Origin of the sequence: Bradyrhizobium cenepequi (assembly GCF_020329485.1) — a bacterium.
Taxonomy (GTDB): Bacteria; Pseudomonadota; Alphaproteobacteria; order Rhizobiales; family Xanthobacteraceae; genus Bradyrhizobium; species Bradyrhizobium cenepequi.
Genome location: NZ_JAGKJI010000026.1, coordinates 11604 through 34519 on the forward strand (window position 1 = coordinate 11604; position 22916 = coordinate 34519).

18 protein-coding genes are annotated in these 22916 nt (G+C 64.0%); 7 read left to right on the plus strand and 11 right to left on the minus strand.

The features are described from left to right. Positions 1–26: 26 nt before the first annotated feature. On the minus strand, positions 27–695 hold the full coding sequence (locus J6497_RS24765; RefSeq protein WP_376708268.1) for a hypothetical protein: 669 nt from the start codon (positions 693–695) through the stop codon (positions 27–29). Next, positions 692–2098 (minus strand): selenium-binding protein SBP56-related protein, encoded by a 1407-nt coding sequence (locus J6497_RS24770; protein ID WP_225706898.1) that lies wholly within the window; start codon positions 2096–2098, stop codon positions 692–694. The genes J6497_RS24765 and J6497_RS24770 overlap by 4 nt, the downstream gene beginning before the upstream one ends. A gap of 936 nt (positions 2099–3034) precedes the next feature. Between J6497_RS24770 and J6497_RS24775 the strand changes: the two genes are divergently transcribed. Further along, on the plus strand, positions 3035–3565 hold the full coding sequence (locus J6497_RS24775; RefSeq protein ID WP_225706899.1) for a DUF992 domain-containing protein: 531 nt from the start codon (positions 3035–3037) through the stop codon (positions 3563–3565). Positions 3566–3707: 142 nt separating this feature from the next. Here the strand turns inward: J6497_RS24775 and J6497_RS24780 are convergent, their stop codons facing one another. The 3 genes from J6497_RS24780 to J6497_RS24790 form a co-directional block, all read right to left on the minus strand. Further along, positions 3708–4502: a DUF899 domain-containing protein gene (locus J6497_RS24780; protein ID WP_225706900.1), complete on the minus strand. Its 795-nt coding sequence runs from the start codon at positions 4500–4502 to the stop codon at positions 3708–3710. A 375-nt stretch (positions 4503–4877) separates the two neighbouring features. Continuing rightward, positions 4878–5438 (minus strand): carboxymuconolactone decarboxylase family protein, encoded by a 561-nt coding sequence (locus tag J6497_RS24785; RefSeq protein WP_225706901.1) that lies wholly within the window; start codon positions 5436–5438, stop codon positions 4878–4880. Between the two features lie 200 nt (positions 5439–5638). After that, complete coding sequence (locus J6497_RS24790) at positions 5639–6103, minus strand: Lrp/AsnC family transcriptional regulator (RefSeq protein WP_225706902.1); 465 nt, start codon at positions 6101–6103, stop codon at positions 5639–5641. A gap of 161 nt (positions 6104–6264) precedes the next feature. On the opposite strand from J6497_RS24790, the gene J6497_RS24795 reads away from it, so the two are divergent. Together J6497_RS24795 and J6497_RS24800 are read left to right on the plus strand one after the other, a co-directional pair. Beyond that, positions 6265–7278: a 1-aminocyclopropane-1-carboxylate deaminase gene (locus J6497_RS24795; protein WP_225706903.1), complete on the plus strand. Its 1014-nt coding sequence runs from the start codon at positions 6265–6267 to the stop codon at positions 7276–7278. Between the two features lie 273 nt (positions 7279–7551). After that, on the plus strand, positions 7552–8829 hold the full coding sequence (locus J6497_RS24800) for a S1C family serine protease (RefSeq protein ID WP_225706904.1): 1278 nt from the start codon (positions 7552–7554) through the stop codon (positions 8827–8829). Between the two features lie 212 nt (positions 8830–9041). Here J6497_RS24800 and J6497_RS24805 read toward each other — a convergent pair whose 3' ends face one another. Then, a complete protein-coding gene (locus tag J6497_RS24805; RefSeq protein WP_225706905.1) occupies positions 9042–9983 on the minus strand; it encodes a metallophosphoesterase in 942 nt (313 codons plus the stop codon). Positions 9984–10037: 54 nt separating this feature from the next. Beyond that, a complete protein-coding gene (gene recQ, locus J6497_RS24810) occupies positions 10038–11900 on the minus strand; it encodes a DNA helicase RecQ (protein WP_225706906.1) in 1863 nt (620 codons plus the stop codon). A gap of 107 nt (positions 11901–12007) precedes the next feature. Between recQ and J6497_RS24815 the strand changes: the two genes are divergently transcribed. Genes J6497_RS24815 through J6497_RS24825 form a run of 3 tightly spaced genes read left to right on the plus strand, consistent with a single transcriptional unit; the run spans position 12008 to position 16073 of the window. Then, on the plus strand, positions 12008–13357 hold the full coding sequence (locus tag J6497_RS24815; RefSeq protein WP_225706907.1) for a cytochrome c: 1350 nt from the start codon (positions 12008–12010) through the stop codon (positions 13355–13357). After that, entirely contained in the window at positions 13354–13848 is a 495-nt protein-coding gene (locus J6497_RS24820) for a (2Fe-2S)-binding protein (protein WP_225706908.1), read from the plus strand. Before J6497_RS24815 ends, J6497_RS24820 begins: the two co-directional genes overlap by 4 nt. Beyond that, the gene (locus J6497_RS24825) at positions 13845–16073 is read left to right on the plus strand and encodes a xanthine dehydrogenase family protein molybdopterin-binding subunit (protein WP_225706909.1); all 2229 of its coding nucleotides are present in this window, start codon (positions 13845–13847) and stop codon (positions 16071–16073) included. Before J6497_RS24820 ends, J6497_RS24825 begins: the two co-directional genes overlap by 4 nt. A 149-nt stretch (positions 16074–16222) precedes the next feature. Here the strand turns inward: J6497_RS24825 and J6497_RS24830 are convergent, their stop codons facing one another. The 3 genes from J6497_RS24830 to J6497_RS24840 all read right to left on the minus strand — a co-directional run bounded on the left by J6497_RS24830 (position 16223) and on the right by J6497_RS24840 (position 19487). Then, entirely contained in the window at positions 16223–17596 is a 1374-nt protein-coding gene (locus J6497_RS24830; RefSeq protein WP_225706910.1) for a vWA domain-containing protein, read from the minus strand. A gap of 5 nt (positions 17597–17601) precedes the next feature. Continuing rightward, on the minus strand, positions 17602–18549 hold the full coding sequence (locus J6497_RS24835) for an AAA family ATPase (RefSeq protein WP_225706911.1): 948 nt from the start codon (positions 18547–18549) through the stop codon (positions 17602–17604). A 305-nt stretch (positions 18550–18854) separates the two neighbouring features. Next, entirely contained in the window at positions 18855–19487 is a 633-nt protein-coding gene (locus J6497_RS24840) for an HAD-IA family hydrolase (protein ID WP_225706912.1), read from the minus strand. Positions 19488–19705: 218 nt separating this feature from the next. Between J6497_RS24840 and J6497_RS24845 the strand changes: the two genes are divergently transcribed. Then, a complete protein-coding gene (locus tag J6497_RS24845; RefSeq protein ID WP_225706913.1) occupies positions 19706–20467 on the plus strand; it encodes a S1 family peptidase in 762 nt (253 codons plus the stop codon). A 156-nt stretch (positions 20468–20623) separates the two neighbouring features. On the opposite strand, the gene J6497_RS24850 is transcribed toward J6497_RS24845, so the two are convergent. After that, positions 20624–22846: an acetate--CoA ligase family protein gene (locus J6497_RS24850; RefSeq protein ID WP_225706914.1), complete on the minus strand. Its 2223-nt coding sequence runs from the start codon at positions 22844–22846 to the stop codon at positions 20624–20626. Positions 22847–22916: the final 70 nt, after the last annotated feature.

The following is a 22916-nucleotide window of genomic DNA, read 5'->3' on the forward strand; positions in this document are numbered from 1 at the left end:
GACCTAAATTCGGTAATCGCTGTGCTTCAGTCCGCCAGATTGATCGCGAGCGCGACAGCCCCCACCAGGATCAGGCTCACTGCCCACACCGTCTCCAGATTGAACCAGCTCCTCGCCACGAACCTGACGCCGAGATAGCGATACGCCAGCCATGCCAGGCATCCACCGGCGGCGATCATGGCTGCGGTGTGGACCAAGGCGACCAACAGTGCCATCGCGAGATTCTGGTTGACGACGCCTGCCGCCGCCTCATGGCCGCCATGGAGGCCGGAAGGCTGGCAAAGCCCGAGATAGAACGGCAGGATCATCAGCCCGGCGCCATGGGCGATCGCGACTGCGAACGACCACAGGCCGAGTTGCGTCGGCGGTATCCGTGCCAGCGCGCGGGGATGGCGAGGCCTGAGCAGTCGCGCGAGGCCGAAGGCGATGACGAGCAGGCTGGCGCCAGCCTGGATCTGGCGCTGCCATTCGATCAGCGCGATCAGGAGCGCGAACGGCAACAGCACCGCGAGCATCGCCAGCAGGTGGCCGGCTGCCAACGGCACAAGCGCGCGGATGAGTGCGCGCGGGGACTTCTCCATCAAGCCCGCAGCGACCGCAAGCGGCCAGCCCATGCCGGGATTGATCCCGTGATAGAGGCCGCTCGCGACGATGCCAAGCCAGAGCCAGAGCGCTGCCGAACCTGCTTCGCTCAATTCCAGACCGACGGATAGCAGAAAGAGTCCGTCGAGCAGTCGCCGCCTTCGAGACGGATCTGATGCGCGCGGTAGCCGTCGGGGAAGCTCACGAAGTAGTCGCGGGCGAGCTCCAGTCCGCCGTTAGGCCCGACATTGGCCATCACCTTGGCGCCTGGCATGCCCTCGGGATAGAACTGGTCGTCCCAGCTCGAGTAGAGCGAGTTGGTCCAGTACACCCGCTTGCCGTCGCGGCTGATCTCGACCATCTGCGGACCGCCGGCGAACGCTTCTCCCTTGGGGTGAGGCGTACGCCGCGCGATGCCGCCGATATGCACGGAGCCCGCAAGCTTCGGCTTCCTGGGATCGCTGACGTCGTACTGGCGCATCTCGCCGGTGCCCCAGCAGGAGACGTAGAGGAAGCGGTCGTTCATCGACAGATCGATGTCGGTCACCAGCGGCGGCACCGCGCCGAAGCCCTGCAACAGCGGCGGCAGCTTTTCCTTTGGCGCAGGCTCGGCGGGAATCGTCGCCGTCTTCTCGATGTGGAACTGGCTGCCCTCGCGCCACCAGGTCCAGATCGAGCCTTCGAGGTTGGTGGTATCGACGACGACGCCAACAAAGCCATATTCCTTGACCGGATCATGCGCAGGACGCACCTCGAGGGCCATCTGGTGATTGGCGCCGAGATCGATGGTCTGCACGTTGCGGCGGGCGCGAAGGTCCCAGAAATGGAGCCTATGGCCGTATTTGTTCGACAGCAGATCTTCCGGGACGATGCCGTTCTCGAATTGCGGCGGCAGCGCCCACTCGCTGCTCACCATGTAGTCGCGCGGCAGATTCCACCAGAAGTCATAATGCAGCGTCTGCGGGCCGCGATCGATCTCCCAGCGTCCGAGCACGTCGAAGGTCTCACAGTCCATGATGAAGACTCCGGGAGGGCCGTTGGTGCCGTCCTTGCCGGCGCCGCCGAGCGTCGAGACGTAGATTCCGTCCGGCCCGCAATGGATCGTGTGCGGCCGCGAGTAGCCGGTCTTTTCGAACACTTCCTCCGGCTCGATGATCTTGTGCAGCTTCGCCTTGGTCGGATCGGGCTTCGTGTCGACGATATAGATGCGGGAAGACCGCAGCCCGGGGATGATGAGGTAGCGGCGTTCGACGAAGGCGTGTCCCGTCAGCGGCGACAGCGCGGAGGAACAGGCGTTCCAGCCGAAATGATGGAATTCATCGCCCTTGTTCGGCATTGTCACGGTGTGGACGATCTGGCTGTAGGTCTTTGAGCCCGGCTTGACGTCGATCACGGCGAGCGCGTCGGGCTTCGAGAAATCAGGACTAAGCAACAGCGTGTAGGCAAAATTCTCCGGCGGCGCTTCCATGGCAAGCTTTGGCGACGCATGGAACGTGGGGTCCGGTCTCATCGTCATGGCTCTCTCCCGGTTATGTCGGCTTGTGCCAACGGCTCGGACGCACGGAGCGTGGGAACGGCTTGCTTTGAGACTTGCGATCAGGACTCCGCGGGCGAGGGTTGGCTCAGCCAGCTTACGGCATCGCGCGCCTGCGCGGAATATGCTTGCGGGCGAGATAGCGAGATTCTGCGGACCCGCAAGCCGCGCATTGCGCACGACGAGTAGCCATTTCCGTCGTCAATTTGAATGTCGGCTACGGGACCAGGAGCGGAGCCTATCCGCTACGGATCATTCGCATCAATCTGCCTCGACGGGCCAAGAGGCGGTCTGGTACCGGTCCCGACGCAATGGCGACCTTGACCTGCGGTCAACTACATATCAGCCCGTAGTCTCGCGTGCGCGCGAGCGAGACCGAGCGCGATCGGATCGACCGGGCCTGTCTCACCGACGAAGAAGTAAATCCAGTCCGTTGAGCGTCATGCTGGCGACTGTCCGGCGCCGGTCCGGCGGCCAAGCCGCGATACTTCGACTGGAGCGATTTCTCCATCGAGCCAGTCTTGCTCTCGCGCGAGAGCCCTCCAAGCATCTTCCATGCGCTTGAGCCTGATTTTCGTCTGCTTGTCAGTTGTCCGCTTTGCAAGCTTTGAACAGGTCACCGCATGATCTAGGAGACGCTGAGATCGCTTCATGGAAAGTCCTCCTGCTCCAGGAAAACGTAGGCAATTGGAAGGGCCATTCAACGAGACTTCCGTGACGATTTGGTCACGCTGATGAATATCCGTTCATCGTGAGCCTGCTGCACCGGCAACAAAGGAAGTCAATTCAAGCCGCAATGTCTCATGCAGCGATTCCCGAGTGCGCTTGCACTGCTCTCGATTGTGCGAGGAACGGGAACATACGATGTTGGTCCGCGTTGAGGGCGTGCCATCAGAACACGTCAACGGAGGGCCGCCCATGAATAAAGCACCGCTGAATAGGACAACGCTGAACCGTTTAGCAACCGCCTGCACCGTGGCGCTCGCGCTCGGCATCGTTCCGGCCACGGCTCAGGAGGCTGGCCGAGCGAGGGTCGGCACGCTGGTCTGCAACATATCACCCGGGGTCGGCATGGTTATCGGGGGACAGCGCCAGCTCAGCTGCGTCCTCACGTCGGCAAGAGGCAGGGCGCGCGAGGCTTATGACGGCACCGTCAGCACGCTCGGGCTCGACATCGGCGCCACTTCTGGCGGCCAGCTTGCCTGGGCAGTTTTTGCGCCGACCACAATGCGCCGGGGCGCGCTGGCAGGAACCTATGTGGGGGCGACGGCCGGCGGCACGGTTGGCGCCGGGGTCGGCGCCAATCTCCTGGTCGGAGGCTCGGACCGCACCGTAACCTTGCAGCCAGTATCCGTGCAGGCGCAGACGGGCCTGAACGTTACCGCGGGTGTATCCAACCTGGAGCTGAGGCCGGCCGCCGGGCCCGCACCACGGCGCAGGGCTCGGTGACCGGAATCAGAGCATAATCCGGAAAATGGAAACCGATCTTTCCTCGCGATAAGCGCGAAGCGCTTGCGCGGCGATCATGCTCAAATAGAGAGATGAGATCATGATCCGAGTCCGTCCAAATCGGATCATGATCTAACTTGGCTCACGGCTTCGCGCCGGCGTCCTTATTCCGGAATGCCGCCTCGCCGGCGTCGGACACTTCGACCCACTTTTTGTCGGGGGCTACGTCCGCGACGTAGTTGTCGTGCCAATTCCACCACTTGTAGGTCGGGGTCTGAGGGTAGCCTTCGGGCGAGTCCTCCCAGACCTCCTGCCGGCCGAGCGGTGTGATGTCGAGGTAATTCCAGGTGCCGCCCATCTGCTCGTCGCCGCGGTTGTTGATGAAGTAGGTGCGGAACACGCGGTCGCCGTCGCGGTAGAACACGTTCGTGCCGTGCCACTCGCCCACACCGAAGTCGGCGTCGAAACTGTCCGTGATGGTGAACCATGGCATGGTCCAGCCCATCCGCGCCTTCAACCGCGCGATGTCCGCCTGCGGCGCGCGTGAGACGAACACGAGCGTGGTGTCACGGGCGTTCAGGTGGGCGAGATGGGCGACCTGGTCGGCCACCATGGAGCAGCCCCGGCAGGCGTGGTCCGGCCAGCCGAACACGCCCGGCTCGAAGAAGGCGCGATAGACGATCAGTTGGCGCCGGCCGTCGAACAGGTCGAGCAGGCTGACCTTGCCCGCAGGCCCCTCGAACCCATACGCCTTCTCCACGGCCATCCGCGGCATACGACGCCGCTCGGCTGCGAGCGCGTCACGGGCGCGGGTCTGCGCCTTCTCCTTCACGAGCAACTGCTGGCGGGCCGCTTCCCACTCCTGCGGCGATACGACCGGTGGTGTGTGCATGGCGGGCTGTCCGCCCTTCCGTCCGTTCTCTGCCGACATATTCATGGCTCTTGCAACCTCCTGGTTTGGACGAATTCCCGCGCCTCGTGGCGTGAGGCATTCGCCGCTCATGGCTCGTCGTTGGTCATGAGACAGCCTGGCACCGGAAATCGAACGGTGGGAGTAACAAATGTGGCGGTATTCAGTTCGAGCCGCTGCCTACCGGCGGCGCGCGATCTGCGCGGTTGATACGATGATCTCGGTGAGCACACCGTTACGGCTCATCGGCATCAACCGCGCCGCGACATCGCGCAGCATCGGCTCGACCTTCTCGCCCAAGTCCCATTCTGAGGGCCTAGGTCATAGAACGATATTGGGAGTGAAAGTAATCTTCCGCACCGGAGCGCGACCATCAATTTGGATCACGCGCGCTGGCGCTCCCTAGTCCGGCACGGGCACGTCGAATGTGTTCAGCGTGACCGAGACCATGCAGTAGACGCCGACAAGATAGGACAGCTCGGCTGCGCCGTGCTCGCCGAATTCCTGCACGGCCGCGCGATAGGTTAAGTCCGGCAGCACGCCCCCGTTCACGAGGGCCGAGGCCATGTCAAAGGCGACCGCCTCCTGCCGCGTGAGGTCGACCGGCCGCTGACCGGCGACGATGGTGGCGAGCTTCTCGTCGGAGAGGCCGCGCGCCTCGGCGACCAGGACGTGCGCATAGAGTTCATAGCCTGAGCGGAAATGCGATCCGGTCACGAGGATCGCGACCTCGCGCACCGCCGGCGGCAACAGTGGATTCGAGGCGACGGCCTTCACCAGGTCCCAGACGGGCTTGCCGAACCTCGGCTCGCGGAGCCAGGGATTCCAGGGGCCGAGCAGCGCGCCATCAGCGCGCATGTTCACGAAGCCCTTGAAATGATCTTGGATGCCCTTTCGCATGTCGTCGTAAAGCGGCTTCTGTTCGTCGGTCAGCTTGGTCGGATCGAGGATGGGAAGACGCACGGCAAAGCTCCTGTTTGGGAACGCCCGAGACGAAGCGAGCGGGAAAGTCGAACGGAGATTCCAAGCGAAGTGCGAGATATTGCCGAAGCGTCGCGTGCATGGTGGCGCGAAGCAAGTGAAGTTGCCGTGACACGCGTTCAGACGAGATGCGGCCGCTTCGGCCCATGATTTGGCGATGTGCCTCGGGTCTGCCGGCGGGTTCAAAACTCCAGCGCCGCATTGTCGATGACCTCCTTCATCACGAAGAAGGTGCGCGTCTGCCGAACCCCGGGCAGCGCAATCAATTGCTCGCCGTGGATGCGATTGAAATCTTCCATGTCGCCGACGCGGATCTTGAGGAAGTAGTCGAAGTCACCGGCGACGAGGTGACAGTCGAGAACGAACTTGAGTTTCGTGATCGCCTGCTCGAAGGATGCAAAACTTTCCGGCGTGGAGCGGTCGAGCACGACGCCGACCATCACGAGCGCGCCCTTGCCGACCTTGCGCGGGGCGACGATCGCGCGGACCTCTTTGACAAAACCTTCCTCGAACAGCCGCTGGGTGCGGCGGTGGCAGGTGGCGGGGCTGACGCCGGCCTTGTCAGCCAGCTCGGCGTTGCTGAGCCGGCCATTCTTCTGCAGCAATCGCAGGATCTTAAGGTCGATGCGATCGAGGCTAATAGCCATGGAAGGTTCTTTCACCATGCCGGATATTTATGAGACGTTTCTCTGCATAGGATGGCGGCTCGCGCAATAGAGCAGAAAGCGGTCAGTCGAAATAGAGAGCACCTTCCGCGCGGCCGGTGCTACATATTCGCATCGAGGCCATGCCATCAACGGGAATGACGATGCTGGAAAAATTCGCGCGCTATCCGCTCACCTTTGGGCCGACCCATATCGAGAAACTGGAGCGGCTCTCGAAGCATCTCGGTGGCAAGGTCGAGATTTTTGCCAAGCGCGAGGACTGCAATTCGGGGCTCGCCTTTGGCGGCAACAAGCTGCGCAAGCTCGAATACATCATTCCCGATGCGATCGCGTCGAACGCCGACACGCTGGTCTCGATCGGCGGCGTGCAGTCGAACCACACCCGCATGGTCGCGGCCGTCGCCGCCAAGGTCGGCATGAAGTGCCGCCTGGTGCAGGAAAGCTGGGTGCCGCACGAGGACGCGGTCTATGACCGCGTCGGCAACATCCTGCTCAGCCGCGTGATGGGCGCGGACGTGCGGCTGGTCGACGAAGGCTTTGACATCGGCATCCGCAAGAGCTGGGAGCAGGCGATCGAGGAGGTGAAGGCCGGAGGCGGCAAGCCCTATGCGATTCCGGCCGGCGCCTCCGTGCACAAATATGGCGGGATCGGCTATGTCGGCTTCGCCGAGGAGGTGCGGGCGCAGGAGAAGGAGCTCGGCTTCAGCTTCGACTACATTGTCGTGTGCACCGTGACCGGATCGACCCATGCCGGGATGCTGGTCGGCTTTGCCAAGGACGGCCGCGCGCGAAACGTGATCGGCATCGATGCCTCCTTCACGCCGGCGCAGATCAAGGCGCAGGTGCTCTCGATCGCACAGAACACCGCCGATCTGGTTGAGCTTGGCCGCAAGATTGTCGAAGACGATGTCGTGCTGCTCGAGGATTACGCCTATCCTGCCTACGGCGTGCCGTCGGAAGCGACCAAAGAGGCGATCCGGTTGTGCGCTCGGCTGGAAGGGATGATCACCGATCCCGTCTACGAGGGCAAATCCATGCAGGGCATGATCGACCTCGTGGGGAAAGGCTTCTTCCCGGCCGGCTCGAAGGTGCTCTACGCCCATCTCGGCGGCGCGCCGGCGATCAACGGCTATGCGTATACGTTCCGCAATGGGTGAGGCGGATCACCTCATTGCCGCCGTGGCCCGGTGGAGCGCAGCGCAACCCGGGGGCATCGTGTCCGCGGATCGTCTGTCCCGGATTGCGCTGCGCTTCATCCGGGCTACGGAGCTAGCGTTACTCACTTTGTAGTTGACGAGATTTCATGATGGGAACAAAATAAGAACATTGGCGAGCCGCCTTGGCTGCGACGCCGAGAGTCGGCGCTTGCGGGCGGCTTGCGGACGAGTTCCGAAGCCTCCTATGATGGGCCGTGGCTGGGGTAGTTAAGTATGAGACTTGCAATCAGCGCGGTTGTCGCGGCCGCATGCGTGCTGCTGTCTGCGACATTTTCGCATGCGCGCGGGCCGTATGGCTCGATCTCGATTGGCAACTGGCGGGGCGGCGCCTATACCGACGACAATAGCGGCGTATTCACCCATTGCGCCGCGGGCGCCTCCTATCAGAGCGGCATCTATTTCCTGGTCCTGGTCGGCGCGAACGGCAATTGGCGACTGGGGTTTTCCCACCAGAGCTGGCGGTTGACGCCCGGCGAAGCCTTTCCGTTGGCACTCACCTTCGACGGTCAGCAGCCGTTCAACGTCTATGGCATGCCTATCGGGGCCCAGCTTGTAGCCGTCGACATGTCGCCCAATTCGTCGCTGATCAACCAGTTTCGCAAAGCGCGGGTGATGACTGCGTTTGCGCAGGGCCAGCTGTTCCAGTTCAACCTGAACCAGACTGCGCAGCTACTGCCCTCGCTGGTCAACTGCGTCGCCAGCGTCAAGAAGAACGGACTCGCCAATGCCGGCGAATTCGCGGTCGCGCTGCCGAAGCCGACCGCATCGGCGCCGGCCGCGCCGAGTGGCGCCGCCCCAAGTGCCGCTACGCCGAGGCAGGGCAAGGCCGTCGGCCAGACCGGCACCGGCATCGTGATCTCCAGCAACGGGCACGTGGTCACCAATCACCATGTCGTCCATGGCTGCGGCGAGATCACGGGCAATCTCACTGGCGAGGCGCCCGTCAAGCTGCGGCTGGTCTCGAGCGACGAGACCAACGACCTCGCCCTGCTGCAGGCGCCGACCCCGTTCAAGGAGGCTGCGGTCATCAGGGAGAATTCCGTGCAAACCGGGGACGCCGTGATTGCGATCGGTTTTCCCTTTCACGGACTGCTAACGTCGGATTTCACGGTGACGACCGGCATCGTCAGTTCGCTGAGCGGCATTTTCAACGACACCCGTCATTTGCAGATCAGCGCGGCGGTGCAGCCGGGCAATAGCGGCGGGCCGCTGCTCGACTCCACCGGCGCGCTGGTCGGCGTGGTCGCCGCCAAGCTGAACGCGCTCAAGGTCGCGCGGGCGACCGGCAACATTCCCGAGAATATCAACTTCGCGATCAAGACCGGCGCGCTCCGGGATTTCCTCGACAACAGCGTCGTGATGTACCGGGTGACGGAGCGGCGCGAGATGAAGAAGGAGACGGCCGAGATAGCAAAAAGCGCCCGCGGCTTTACACTTCTGATCTCCTGCACGGCGAACGAGCAAAACGCGAACGCGAGCGCGAAGAAATAGGGCAATCAGGCCTAAACTCCCTCTCCCCGTTCTTACGGGGAGAGGGTTGGGGTGAGGGGCTTTCTCCACGAATACGGAGAGAGGTGAACTCGCGGAGAGTGCCCCTCACCCGGATCGCGTCTGCGATGCGATCCGACCTCTCCCCGCAAGCGGGGCGAGGTGAAAGGCGCCGGCACTTCGATCAACAGAAAAACATCGCGCAACTTCTCGCCTTATCCCGCACAGCGCAGCGTGTGCAGCGTGATCTCCGCCGGGCAGTTGAGGCGGACCGGCAACAGGCTGGTGCCGGCGCCGACCGAGGTGTAGCCGGCCATCGTGCCGTAGCGCCAGGCGCCAGCGCCGAACTTGCGCGGCAACCATGCTTCCAGCTTGATCGGCATGCCGCCGGGCAGGCAGAGCTGGCCGCCATGGGTGTGCCCGCTCAGCATCAGGTCGAATCCAGCGGCCGCCGCCGTCCGATACACTTCCGGCGTATGCGAAAGCAGGATCGAGAAGGCGTCGCCGGGAATTGGTGCGGCGGCCTTGCCGATGTCGTCGGCGCGATAGAAATGCGCATCATCGACGCCGGCGAGATAGATCGCTTCATTACCGCGCCGGATCGCCTCACACTCGTTGAACAACATCCGGATGCCCATCGCTTCCAGTCGCGGCGTCATGCGGATCGTGTCGTGATTGCCGAGAATGCCGTAGACCGATGGCTTCAGCGCCGCGATCACCGGCGCAATGTAGTCCAGGCTCTTGTCGAAGGGACCAAAGGTCTGGCCGCGATAGTCGCCGGTCAGGACGCAGACGTCATAGGCGAGATCCGCGATCATGCCGGGCAGCCGCCGCATCGCGCCGGCGCTGAGGTCGCCGTGCAGGTCGCTGAGATGCAGAATGGTGAAACCGTCGAAGCCCCTGGGCAGCGCGCCCGAGGCGAGCTCGTTGCGCCTGATGCACACGCGGTCGGCGTTCTGCCGCGCGCGGCCGTACAGCCCGGCAAATTTGAGCGCCGTTGCGATGACGCTCGGCGCAAGCAGCGAGTTCTCCAGGTTGAAGAACAGCGTGCCCTGGCCGAACAGCTGTGCCTCATGCTCGGTCTCGTCGTTCAGCCGCCGCCTGACATGCGCGGCGCCGATCCGCTTGATCAAGTCCTGAAGGCCTAGTTCATGCATGCTCGCCATCATAGCAAACGGGAAGGGGCGGCGCCTAATGCTCTGATCGCGCGCTTATCCCTCAGTCCTCTTCACCACCGCGATCAGCTCATCGCCGTAGTGCTCAAGTTTCTTGTCGCCGATTCCGGCGACGCCGCGAAGCTGGTCAAGCGTCGTCGGGCGCACGGCGGCGATGCCGTCGATGGTGGAATCGTGCAGCACGACATAGGCCGGCACGCTGCGCTGCCGAGCCACTTCGGAGCGCCAGGCGCGCAGCGCGGCGTGAAGCGCAGGATTGGCGGCCTTGCCCTGGCCGGTCACGGCGGGCGCGAGCTCGCCGCGTCGCGACTTGGAACGGATGGCGCGGTTGCGCGCGCCTTCCGCCTGCTCGCGCAGCAGCACTTCGGTTTCGCCCTTGAGGACGCCGCGCGCGCTCTCGGTCAACTTCAGCGCGCCGAAAGCGTCGCTGTCGGCCCAAAGATGTCCCATGGCGACAAGCTGGCGCAGCACCGCGCGCCACTGCTTCTCGTTGAGCTCGCGGCCGACGCCGAACACCGACAATTGATCGTGCCCGAACTGCTTGACGCGATCGGTGAGGCGGCCGACCAGCACGTCGATCAGGTGCATGGCGCCGAAGCGCTGGCCGGTGCGGTAGACGCAGGACAGCATCTTCTGCGCCAGGATCTTGCCGTCGCGGACGCGCGGCGGCGACAGGCAATTGTCGCAATTGCCGCAATTCTCTTCCCTGAGCGTCTCGCCGAAATAAGCCAGCAGGCGCCGCCGGCGGCAGCCCACGGTTTCCGCCAGCGCCACCAGCGAATCGAGCTTGCCGATCGAGACGCGCTTGTAGGCATCCGAGCCGGTGGATTCGTCGATCATGCGGCGCTGCTGCACGATGTCGGAGAGGCCATAAGCCATCCACGCGCTCGACGGCTTGCCGTCGCGTCCGGCGCGGCCGGTCTCCTGATAGTAGGCTTCGATGCTCTTGGGCAGGTCGAGATGGGCGACGAAGCGCACGTCCGGCTTGTCGATACCCATGCCGAAGGCGATGGTGGCGACGATGACGATGCCGTCCTCGTTGATGAAGCGATCCTGGTTCCGCGCGCGGACGCTTGGTTCAAGGCCGGCGTGGTAGGGCAGCGCCGGAATGCCGGCTGCGCCGAGCGAGGCCGCGACGTCCTCGACCTTCGCCCGCGACAGGCAATAGACGATGCCGGCTTCCCCGGCATGGCGCTCAGCGATGAATGCCTTCAACTGCGCCAGCGAATTCACCTTGTCGATGATCTCGTAGCGGATGTTCGGCCGGTCGAAGCTCGAGACGAAGCGCGGAGCGTCGTTGAGCGAAAGCCGCTCGGCGATCTCATTGCGCGTCAGTTCGTCGGCGGTTGCGGTGAGCGCCATCCGCGGCACGCCGGGAAAGCGCTCGGCGATCACGGAAAGGCCGATATATTCGGGCCGGAAATCATGGCCCCATTGCGAGACGCAATGCGCCTCGTCGATCGCAAACAGCGCGATCTTCGTCTGCGCGAGCAGGCCAAGGCAGCGCGGCGTCACCAGTCGCTCCGGCGCGACATAGAGCAGGTCGAGATCGCCCGCGATCAGCCTGCGTTCGACTTCGCCTGCTTCCTGCGGCGATAGCGTCGAGTTCAACACGGCCGCGTTGACGCCGGCCTCGGTGAGCCCCGCGACCTGGTCGCGCATCAGCGCGATCAGCGGCGAGACGACGATGCCGCAGCCCTCGCGCAGCAGCGACGGCAACTGGTAGCAAAGCGACTTGCCGCCGCCGGTCGGCATCAGCACCAGGCAATTGCCGCCATCGGTCACGTGCCGGACGATCTCTTCCTGCGCGCCCCGGAATGCGGTGAGGCCGAACACGGAATTGAGCACGGCAAGCGCATCCCTGATATCGCCGGACGCACGGTTGAGGACAGAATCCATGTCGGTTTCGAACGCAGTCAAGAAGCGGTGATCGGGGGCCTTGCCGGCGAACGATGCCGGAATATCCGTGTTAAAACACGGTCCAACCACAAACTCAAATGGCTGGCATGGCGAGATCGCCACGGATCATCGCAAGCATCGTCGCTGTCATACTGATCGTGGGCGCGGCGGTGGTGTTTGCGACCGTGTGGCGGCCGGCAATCGCCGCGATCGAGCCGCCGTCTCCGGCGTCGTTCGATCCGGCTGTGGTCAAGCGCGGCCGCGAGCTTGCTGCGCTTGGCAACTGCAATAGCTGCCACACAAGGCAGGACGGCCAGGATTTTGCCGGTGGCCTGCCGGTGCCGACGCCGTTTGGCGTGGTCTTTTCCTCCAACATTACGCCGGATCCGGAGACCGGCATCGGCGGCTGGTCGGAAGCCGCGTTCGCTCGCGCCATGAGCACCGGCGTGGGCCGCGAAGGCCAGCATCTCTATCCGACCTTTCCCTATGACCACTTCACCAACGTCACCGATGCGGACAACCGGGCGCTCTATGCGTTCCTGATGACGCGGTCGCCGGTGCATGCCGCGGCACCGCCGAACGATCTCATCTTTCCGCTGGACCAGCGCCCGATCATCGCGGGCTGGAAACTCTTGTTCCTGCGCCGCGATACATTCCAGCCCGACCCCGCGAAGAGCGCCGAATGGAACCGCGGCGCCTATCTGGTCGACGGCCTCGCCCATTGCGGCGCCTGCCACACGCCGCGCAATGCGCTGGGCGCCGAGCGCGTAAGCGCGCAGTTTGCCGGCGGCGAGACCGACAATTGGCGCGCTTATGCCTTGAACGATCGCGCGCATGCGCCGGTGCCGTGGAACGCGGAGTCGCTTTACGCTTACTTGCGCAACGGCTGGCATCCCGATCATGGCACCGCGCGCGGGCCGATGGCGGAGGTGGTGAGCAATCTCTCTACGGTGCCCGAGAGCGATGTGCAAGCCATCGCTGTCTATATGGCCGACGTCTCCGGCGCCGCGAAGCCGGAACGCGATCGCAGCGCCGTGCTTGCGCAGGCCGAACCAGCACCCGCGCAAGCGGACCCGACCGGTTCCGCGATCTATGCTGCGGCCTGCGCCGCCTGTCATGAATCAGGCCGGCCACTTCCGTACGGCGGCGTCAATCTTGCGCTGAGCACCGCGGTCACGAGCCCTGATCCACGCAATCTCGCCAATATTATCTTGGCCGGCGTTCCGGCAGTCGCTGGCGAACGCAGTCCGATCATGCCGGGCTTCGCCGACGGCATGACCGACGCGCAGGTCACCTCGCTCGTCAATTACCTGCGCGCGCGTTTCAGCAAGGAACAGCCCTGGACCGGGGTTGAAAAGACCATTGCGGATGCGCGCCGCACCCAGACCGCGCTTTTCCAGACTTCCCCGGAGCCGCGCAATGCGCCGGCCGACCCATCACAGCGAGACCAGCCATGATGACACTGAAGGTCAACGGACATGACACTCAGATCGATGCCGATCCGGATACGCCGCTGCTCTACGTCTTGCGCGACGATCTCAAACTCAACGCCGCCAAATTCGGCTGCGGCCTCGGCCAATGCGGTTCGTGCACCGTCATCGTGGATGGCAAGGCCGTCCTGTCTTGCGTGACGCCGCTCGTGCTGCTCGAGGGCAAGCAGGTGACGACGCTGGAAGGTCTCGGCACGGTGTCCGCGCCGGCGCCGATCCAGCGCGCCTTTATGGAGGAACAGGCGGCGCAATGCGGCTATTGCATCGCGGGCATGATGATGCGCGCGCAGGCGCTACTGCTCAGAAATCCAAAGCCGACCGATGCCGAGATCCGCGCCGAGTTGCAGTCGAATCTTTGCCGTTGCGGCACCCATATGCGCATCCTGCGCGCGGTACACCGGGCCGCGCGATTGATGGATACGGCGGATGCATCTGCGAACGAGAGGAGCGGGAGATGAATGCGCCTGTTGTCCTCGATCGCCGCCGCGTGCTGCAGGGCGGCGGCGCCCTCATCGTCAGTTTCTCGCTCGGTCGCGCCTTCGCGCAAGAAGGGGCGCCGGCAGGTGCGGCGTCAAAGGGCCCGGGCAGTCTTGCGACGACACCGTATCTCGATTCCTGGCTCCGGATCGACTCCGATAGTCGCATCACCGCCTTCACCGGCAAGGCCGAGCTCGGCCAGGGATTCAAGACAGCGTTTCAGCAGATCGCTGCTGAAGAGTTGGATGTGCCTTTCGAAGCGATCAACGTCGTCACCGCGGACACGCAACTCACCGCCAACGAAGGCTATACCGCAGGCAGCCACTCGATGCAGGATTCCGGGACCGCGATCCTGAATGCCGCCGCGCAGGTGCGCGAACTCCTGATCGCGGAGGCGGCAGCAAGGCTCGGTCTCTCCGTCGAGGGCCTGAGCACCGAAAACGGCGCGGTGGTCGCGCCGGACGGCAGGCGGCTCACTTACGGTGAACTGGTCGCCACCGACATGCTCCACGTCCAGGCACAGCCGCAATCGAAATTGAAGGATCCTGCGATCTTCAAGGTCATGGCTCACGCGGTGCCGCGCGTCGACATCCCGGCAAAGGTGACGGGTGGTGAGGCCTATGTGCAGGACATGCGATTGCCAGACATGGTGCATGCGCGCGTAGTGCGGCCGCCGAGCTACGGCGCACAGCTCGTCGAATGCGACAGCTCGGCCGTCGAGAAGCTGCCCGGTGTCCTCAAGGTCGTCCGCGATGGCAATTTTCTCGCCGTGGTCGCGGACAAGGAATTTCGGGCGATCAAGGCAATGAACACGCTCGCTGCGGCCACGAAATGGCAGGAGAGGGCGAACCTGCCGAAGCAGGATGATCTGCTCAACGTGCTCACCAGCTTGCCCTCGCAGGATTCCACGATTCTCGATCGCAGCGATTCTTCCGTCTCCGGCCAAACGACCTTAGTTGCCACTTACACGCGCCCTTATCAATCACATGGTTCGATCGGACCATCCTGCGCCGTGGCGCATTTCGCTGATGGCGCGATGACGATCTGGACGCACACCCAAGGCGTCTATCCCGACCGCCAGGCGATCGCGGAGATGCTGCGCATGCCGCCTGCGAGCGTTCGCCTGATCCATGTCGAGGGTTCCGGCTGCTACGGTCATAATGGTGCTGACGATGCCGCGGCCGATGCCGCGCTGATCGCGCGTGCGCTGCCGGACCGACCTGTGCGCGTGCAATGGATGCGCGAGCAGGAACACGCCTGGGAGCCGTTCGGGCCGGCGATGGTGACGAAGCTGAAGGCCTCGCTCGACGCCATGGGCCGCATCGCCGACTGGAATTTTGCGGTGTGGAGCAACACTCACTCGATGCGGCCCGGCGGCGCGGGCACGCTGCTCGCCGCGCAGCACATGGCGCACAGCGTTGCCGTGCCGCCGGCAAAGCCATTGCCATTGCCGGAAGGCGGAGGCGACCGCAACGCGATCCCGCTGTATACTTTTGCCAACGCGCATGTGGTGCATCACTTCATTCCGGAGATGCCGCTGCGGATTTCTGCGATGCGCGCGCTCGGTGCCTATCACAACGTGTTCTCGATCGAAAGTTTCATGGACGAGCTTGCCCAACTCGCGGGCGCCGATCCGGTGGAGTTTCGCTTGCGGCACCTCGAGGATCGGCGGGGGCGCGACGTCATCGAAAGGGCCGCGCAGGAATTTGGCTGGAAGCGGGATCGAAAGCCGCCAGCCGGTCGCGGCTACGGCTTTGCCTTCGCGCGCTACAAGAACCTTGCCGCCTATTGCGCGATCGCGAGCGAAGTCGAAGTGAATCGTGAGACCGGCCGCGCGCGGCTGGTTCGTGCGGTCGCCGCCGTCGATTCCGGGCAGGTCGTCAATCCGGACGGGCTGACCAACCAGATCGAGGGCGCGATCGTGCAATCGATGAGCTGGACGCTGTATGAGAGCGTAAGCTTTGACGACACGAGGATCACCAGCATCGACTGGCAGACCTATCCGATCCTGCGCTTCGACGCGGTGCCTGACCGCATCGATGTCCACATCATCAACAGGCCCGGCCAGCCGTTCCTCGGCAGCGGCGAGACCGGCCAGGGCCCGGCCGCGGCCTCGATCGCCAACGCCATCGCCCACGCCACCGGCAAGCGCCTGCGTGACCTGCCGCTGACGCGCAAGCGCATCAAGGAGGCGATCGATGCGTGAGCGATCAGAGTATGGTGCTGACATCGTGCACGCTGTTTCCGCCTGCTCAGACCCGCCTCTCCCACAAGGGGAGAGGCGGGAGCTTGCTGCGCCGGCTTCCCTTCACATATGCCGCTTGGGCTTGGCAACACGCAACGCCGGGGACGGCGCTACTGATACGTCGCGACGATATCCGATACCGCGCGCTCAAGCTGCCGGGCGGTGGCGCATTGGCGGACCACGCTGCAGAAGGTTGCGTAGCGCGGCATCTCGGAATCGCCAAAGCCCCAAGCCATGCGGCCCTCGGGATTGAGCCAGACCAGGCGCTTTGAACGCTCGCTGATGCGGCGCAGGATGTCGGCGCGGGGATCGAGGTTATTGCTGCGGGCGTCGCCGAGCACGATCACGGTGGTCTGCGGCGTGATCGTGTCCATCCAGCTCTTCTCGAAATCGGCAAGCGAATTGCCGTAATCGGAGGAGCCGAAACCGACCTTGGACATGATCTCGGCCATTGCCGCCTCCAGCGATTTCTCCTCCAGGATATCGCTGACCTCGATCAAATGGCCGGAGAAGGCGAACGAGCGGACATCGTCGACCACTTCGTGCAGAGAGTGGATCAAGAGCAGGAAGAAATCGGACACCCGCGCGACCGAGCCCGAGACGTCGCAGAGTGCGACGATTTTCGGCCGGTCGCGGTGCTTGCGCTTCCAGGCGGTGAGGAAGGGCACGCCGCCCCAGGCCGCGTTTCGCCGCAGCGTGCGGCGCACGTCGAGATGGCCGCGGCGCTGGCGCTTGCGCGGCTTCGAGTAGCGCTCGCGCAGGCGGCGGGCGATCTGGCGGATCAGCGCGCGCATCTGCTCGACCTGGCGCGGCTCGATCCTGGCGAGCGGCGCATTGCGCAGGATCTCGTTGCGCAGGTTCTCCGTCTCTTCGCGGCCGTAAAGCAGAAGCGCCTGCGAAACAGTCTCACGAACCGTGTCGCGCAATCCATCGAGCGCCGCCTGCAGCCGCTCGGCCAGTGCCGGGTTGGTTGGGGTCAGATTGTCGAGATCGTCGCGCAGGCGCTGGATGCCCATGGCCTCCAGGACGCGGCCCGAGAAGATACCGCGCTGGGTGAAATATCTGATGTTGGAAAGCGAGGCCGCGCCGGAGGCGTTCGCGATCGCTGCCGATATCGCGTTGCGATCCTGCGTCAGCAGCATCTGTGCGAGAGGTCCGAGATTTTCGGCCTGATCGCCGGCACTGGCCTCGCCGGGAGAATCGGAGCTCGCATTGGACTCCGCCCGTTCCGCATCGTCGTATTTGCTCTCTTCGCCCCGCTCCGCCGGCTCGGGCTGGCTGAAGAACAGATCAAAGCATTCGCCGAGCGCGCGCTTCTCGTCCTGCGACTTGGCGAGCGTCAGGAGAAAAGTGTCGCGCAGGACGCCGCGGTCAGTGAAGCCGACGCGCGAGACTGCCCGCATCGCATCGATACTTTCGGCGGGCGAGACCCGGACCCCGGCTCCGCGCGCGGCACGAAAGAACCGATGTAGGTTCTCGCGCATGGCGTCTACCCGAACACGTTTTGCCGCGACGCCTTGGCGATGAAGGTGGTGAGCTGCGGCTGCGCGGCCTCGATGTCGGCCTCGTATTTGAGCAGGACGTTCAGCGTATCCTTGACGATCTCATGGTCCAGCTCGGTCGCCTGCAGCAGCACCAGCACGCGCGCCCAGTCGATGGTCTCGCTCACCGACGGCAGCTTCTTCAGGTCGAGGGTGCGGATCTCATGGATGAAGCCGACCATCTGCCGGCGCAGCGACTGCGAGATGCCGGGCACGCGGCTCTCGACGATACGCTCTTCCAGCTTCTGCTCGGGGAAGCCGATATGCAGATGCAGGCAGCGCCGCTTCAAGGCGTCGCCGAGATCGCGCTCGCTGTTGGAGGTGAGGATCACCGTCGGCGGCGCGATCGCCGAGACCGTGCCAAGCTCGGGAATGCTGACCTGGAAATCGCTGAGGATTTCCAGCAGCAGCGACTCGAACTCGGCATCCGACTTGTCGATCTCGTCGATCAGGAGCACGCAGCCCGCCGGCTGCTCCAGCGCCTGCAACAGCGGCCGCGGCTCGACGAATTCCTTAGAGAAGAACACGTCGCCGAAGGTGTGGAGCTGGTCGAGCGCGGCGTGCAACGTCTGCGCGCCGCCCAGCACTTCGCCGAGCTTGTCCTTCAAGATCTGCGTATAGAGCAGCTGCTTGGCATACTTCCACTCATACAACGCCTTGGCCTCGTCGAGCCCTTCATAGCACTGCAGGCGGATCATCTTCATGCCGCGCCAGGCGGCGATCGCCTTCGCCAGCTCGGTCTTGCCGACGCCGGCGGGCCCTTCGACCAGGATCGGTTTCTCGATCTCTTGCGACAGATAAACAGCGGTCGCGATCTGCCGGCTCGCGATGTAACCTTGTGCGGCGAGGCCGTTTTCGACGGCCTCGATCGCGGCGGCAGGCTGCGCTTCAGCCACTGAAGGGTGCTCCGGATTGTCTTGACGTCGGGCTGTTCTGCCTGCGTTCCCAGCAAAGCACAAGGCTCGTTTGCGCCGGGAAAGCCCTCGGGTTCCGGCTTTTTCCGCCTAGCGACATTTGTTCTCGAACCGGGAGGCGAACTCCGCGTCACCCGCCCCGCTTGCGGGGAGAGGTCGAAATTCAAGCGCAGCTTGAATTTCGGGTGAGGGGGAGCTCCGCGAGTCCATCTGTCGCCGTCTGCGTGGAGAGAGCCCCTCACCCCAACCCTCTCCCCGCGAAGGGCGGGGAGAGGGAGAGTCCGTGCCTAGCGCAATACAAGCCCGGTCGCGGACTCGAGCTCCGAAATCGCCTGGTCCGCGCTGACCACCTTGATTGTGGTCATGCCCATCTCGCGGGCCGGCTTCAGGTTGACGCCGAGGTCGTCGAGATAGACGCAATTGTTCGGATCGACCTTCAGCGCGTCCACCATCATCCGGTAGATGCGCGGATCGGGCTTGCGCAGGCCGATCTTGGCGGATTCAATCACGTGATCGAACAGCGCCATCACCTCGGCGACATAGAGCGTGCGGCCGCTCTGGCTGCCGATTGCGTTCGCCGGCAGGTTGTTGGTGATGCAGCCGGTCTTGAATTTGGCATTGATGCGCTTGAGCGCTTCCACCATCTCCGGGCGCAGGTCGCCCTGCAGCAGCGGCAGCACGTCCCTGCCGCGCACCTCGGCGCCGAGCGCCAGCGATTCGGCAGCGAACAGCGCATCGAAGGTCTCGATATCGACCTCGGCGCGCTCGAATTTGGCCCAGGCGTTCTCCAGGTGGTTGGCGGCGTTGGTGCGGCGGATGATGTCGGCGGGCAGGCTGCGCTCGGTCTCGAACCGCGTGAACGCCTCGAACGGCGAGGTGGTCAAGACGCCGCCGAAATCCCAGATCACTGCCTCGATCATTTCCTTCTGCCTGCCGTTATGTGTGTTGAGGGAGCGGCTAACATGGATCGATGCGCTGAGCTAGAGCATATTCGGTTCTGATTGAATCAGAACAGAAGCTCTAGATTCTAGTTTTGACGCGTTTTCTTTACGCGAACCGGTATCCACTTCGCTCGAAAACGCTTTCGCCTGAATCCGGCGGCTTGGCGACGCGCGCGACGCAAGTTATTGCTGTCTCCATGAAAGCCCTGGTCACCATATCAGCAGCGGTTGCGCTGCTTGCCTCCACGCCGGCCTCCGCCGTTGTCGGCGGCGGCGTGCCGAGCGCCGAAGGCGTCGGCCGTTCCATCATCACCATCGTCGGCTCGCGCGGCAATTTCTGCACGGGCGCGCTGATCGCACCAAAGGTGGTGCTGACAGCCGCACATTGCGTGCAGCCTGGTGCGGACTACAAGATCGTCGAATATGGCCCGGACCGGCAACCGCAATTGAGGGACGTCAAGGGCGTCGCGATCCATCCCGCGTTCAGGATGGACGCCATGACCTCCCATCGCGCCGCCGCCGACGTGGCGCTGCTGCAGCTCGCGGCGCCCGCCGCCGGCAAGGCGCCTGCATCGCTTGGCGCGCCCAACATTCCCGTCATCGTCGGCAGCCGCTTCACCATCGCCGGCATTGGCGTCACCGTGCGCGGCGATGGAAAAAGCGGCGGCACCGTCCGCGTCGCCGGGCTGATCGCCACCGGCAAGCCGGGCACGCTGCAGATCCGCCTCGTCGATCCGCTCAGTCAGGGCGCACGCGATGGGCTCGGGGCCTGCACCGGCGATTCCGGTGGGCCGGTGTTCGAGGACAAGCAGACCGGGCCTGCGATCGTCGGCGTCATCAGCTGGTCGACGGGGCCGAACAATTCCGCCGGCTGCGGCGGCATCACCGGCGTCACGCCGCTGACGCTGTATCGCGACTGGATATTGCAGACCGCACGGCAGTGGGGCGCGACCTTCTGAACACCTCGCCCCGCTTGCGGGGAGAGGTCGGATCGCATCGTAGATGCGATCCGGGTGAGGGCGTGCCTCCGCGAACTCAGCTCTTGCTTTATTCGTGGATAGAGCCCCTCACCCCAACCCTCTCCCCGTAAGAACGGGGAGAGGGAGAGGCAGGCATCAATGCTCCGCCGCCTTCTTCGCCGCGGCGTTGTTGAGCACGATCAGGGCATCCACGGCGACGCCGAGCTTGGGGTTGATCAGGAACGGATTGACGTCGATCGAGGCGATGCGGTTGCCCGCGTCGGCGATCAGGTTGGAGAGGCCGACCAGCGCCTTCACCGCGGAGGCTTCGTGCAGTGCCGACTTGCCGCGATAGCCTTTCAGCTTGATGCCGGCTTTGGTCTTGGCAATCAGCTGCCTTGCTTCGTCCGCATCGATTGGCGCACCGGCCAGCGCGACATCTTTCAATAGTTCGATGTCCACGCCGCCGGTGCCGAACAGCACCACGGGCCCCATCTCGGCGTCGAGCGAGGCGCCAACCACGAGCTCCAGATCGGCCTTGACCTGCTGCGCGATCAGGACGCCCTCGAGCTTCGGCTTGTTCTTGAGCTTCCTGACCCGCGCCGTGATGTCGTTGAATGCCTTCTTCACTTCCGCGACGCTGTTGAGGTTCAGCGCCACGCCGCCGATATCCGACTTGTGCAGGATATCGGGGCTGACCACCTTCGCCACCACGGGGAAGCCGATCTTCCTGGCGATAGCCGCCGCCTCAGTTGCCGTCTGCGCGATCTCTTCCTTCGAGATCGGAATGCCGTAAGCCCGGAGCAGCTTCTTCGAGGCGACCTCGTCGAGCGCGGCGGCACCGTTGGCGCTGTTCAGCGTTTTCTCAAGTATGGCGCGCGCCGATGGTTTGGAGCTCGAGACGATATCAGGCACTTCCTTGCGGAGCTGCGCGTATTCGATCAGCGACTTGAGCGCGCCGACCGCCCGGTCGAGCCCCTGCAGCACGGCGACGTTCGGCAACATCTTGCGCAGCGCCTTGGTGTGCTCGGTGAAGCCGATCGACATGGCGCTGATGTAGATCACGGGCTTGCCCGCCTGGCCGGCCATCTCGTTGACGATGCGAAGATTGCGCTCGCGCAGCTCATGCGGCGCCTTTGGCAGCTCGGAATCGATGATGACGATGTCGGTATCGGGATCGTCGATCATGATCTTGATCGACTTCATGTAGACGGAGGGATCGACGACGGCGGCAAAGCCAGCGTCCAGCGGGTTGCCGACAATGCTGCCGGGGCCGAGCATTCTTGCCAATTGCTCAGTCGCGTTTGGGCCGAGCGGCGCGAAATCCAGTCCGGCCGCATAGAGCGCGTCGATCAGCAGCCCGCGCTTACCACCGGACAGCGACACCGCGGCGAGCCGGTTGCCCTTGGGCAGATCGGCATGCACGAAGCATTCGGTGGTCTCGATCAATTCGTCGAGGCCGCGGACGCGGATCACGCCTTCGCGGGTCGAGATCGCGTCAAAGGTCTCGATCGAGCCGGCGAGCGCGCCGGTATGCGCCATCGCCGCGGCGCGGCCGCCCTCGGAGGCGCCGAGCTTGAGCGCGATCACCGGCTTGCCGACGCTGCGCGCGGCCTTGCAGGCATCGCGGAACGCTTTCGTGTTCCGCACACCCTCCAGGTAGACAACAATGACGCGGATGCTCGGATCGGCCGCGAAATAGGTCATCAGGTCAGGCGTGGTCAGCCCGGCCTCGTTGCCGGTCGTCACCATGTAGCCGACACCGACGCCGCGATCCTCGAGCGTCTGGCGGATCGCCATCACGATCGCGCCGGATTGACCGGCGATCGCCACCGGTCCGGCTTCCATGGTGACGATGCGGTCGTCGATATTGGTGAATAGGTTTTCGCCGGCGCTCAGGTTTCCAAGACAATTGGGTCCGGTAACCGCAAGCCCGGTCTCCTGCACCGCCTGCTTCAATTCCAAAGCGAGCCGCTGGCTTTCTTCGTCCTGCAATTCGCTGAAGCCCGAGGTGACGATGGTGGCGGAGCGCGCGTCGGCGGCGGCCGCATCGCGGATCACCTGCACCGCAAAGCGCGCCGGCACCAGCACCAGCACGTGATCGGGCTTGTCGGGGAGAGACGCGAAATCCTTGTAGCAGGGGACGCCCCAGATCGTCTCGCGTTTTGCATTAACGGGATAAAGTCCGCCGCGATATCCGTACTTGATTAGATTGTTCCAGATGCGCTCAGCATAATTGCCGGGCTTGTCGGTGGCGCCGACCAGGACGATGTTGCGCGGGTGCAGCATCGCATGGATCTGCTTGACCACTTCGCTGGCGTCAGGCGACGGCGACCATTTCTCTGTTGGAGCGGACGCGGGGCTGAATTGAGCTTCCATGGACCCTGCCTTGTCGTTTCCTGCGGCGCTGCAGCGAATACCGCGCGCCGTATTTTTGTTATTTCTATTG

Bases quoted from the DNA above. Each gene is read 5' to 3' on its own strand.
- recQ (WP_225706906.1), bottom strand. From the start codon at position 11,900: ATGGATTCTGTCCTCAACCGTGCGTCCGGCGATATCAGGGATGCGCTT.
- J6497_RS24815 (WP_225706907.1), top strand. From the start codon at position 12,008: ATGGCGAGATCGCCACGGATCATCGCAAGCATCGTCGCTGTCATACTG.
- J6497_RS24800 (WP_225706904.1), top strand. From the start codon at position 7,552: ATGAGACTTGCAATCAGCGCGGTTGTCGCGGCCGCATGCGTGCTGCTG.
- J6497_RS24820 (WP_225706908.1), top strand. From the start codon at position 13,354: ATGATGACACTGAAGGTCAACGGACATGACACTCAGATCGATGCCGAT.
- J6497_RS24825 (WP_225706909.1), top strand. From the start codon at position 13,845: ATGAATGCGCCTGTTGTCCTCGATCGCCGCCGCGTGCTGCAGGGCGGC.
- J6497_RS24845 (WP_225706913.1), top strand. From the start codon at position 19,706: ATGAAAGCCCTGGTCACCATATCAGCAGCGGTTGCGCTGCTTGCCTCC.
- J6497_RS24850 (WP_225706914.1), bottom strand. From the start codon at position 22,846: ATGGAAGCTCAATTCAGCCCCGCGTCCGCTCCAACAGAGAAATGGTCG.
- J6497_RS24840 (WP_225706912.1), bottom strand. From the start codon at position 19,487: ATGATCGAGGCAGTGATCTGGGATTTCGGCGGCGTCTTGACCACCTCG.
- J6497_RS24770 (WP_225706898.1), bottom strand. From the start codon at position 2,098: ATGACGATGAGACCGGACCCCACGTTCCATGCGTCGCCAAAGCTTGCC.
- J6497_RS24790 (WP_225706902.1), bottom strand. From the start codon at position 6,103: ATGGCTATTAGCCTCGATCGCATCGACCTTAAGATCCTGCGATTGCTG.
- J6497_RS24805 (WP_225706905.1), bottom strand. From the start codon at position 9,983: ATGCATGAACTAGGCCTTCAGGACTTGATCAAGCGGATCGGCGCCGCG.
- J6497_RS24830 (WP_225706910.1), bottom strand. From the start codon at position 17,596: ATGCGCGAGAACCTACATCGGTTCTTTCGTGCCGCGCGCGGAGCCGGG.
- J6497_RS24775 (WP_225706899.1), top strand. From the start codon at position 3,035: ATGAATAAAGCACCGCTGAATAGGACAACGCTGAACCGTTTAGCAACC.
- J6497_RS24795 (WP_225706903.1), top strand. From the start codon at position 6,265: ATGCTGGAAAAATTCGCGCGCTATCCGCTCACCTTTGGGCCGACCCAT.
- J6497_RS24780 (WP_225706900.1), bottom strand. From the start codon at position 4,502: ATGAATATGTCGGCAGAGAACGGACGGAAGGGCGGACAGCCCGCCATG.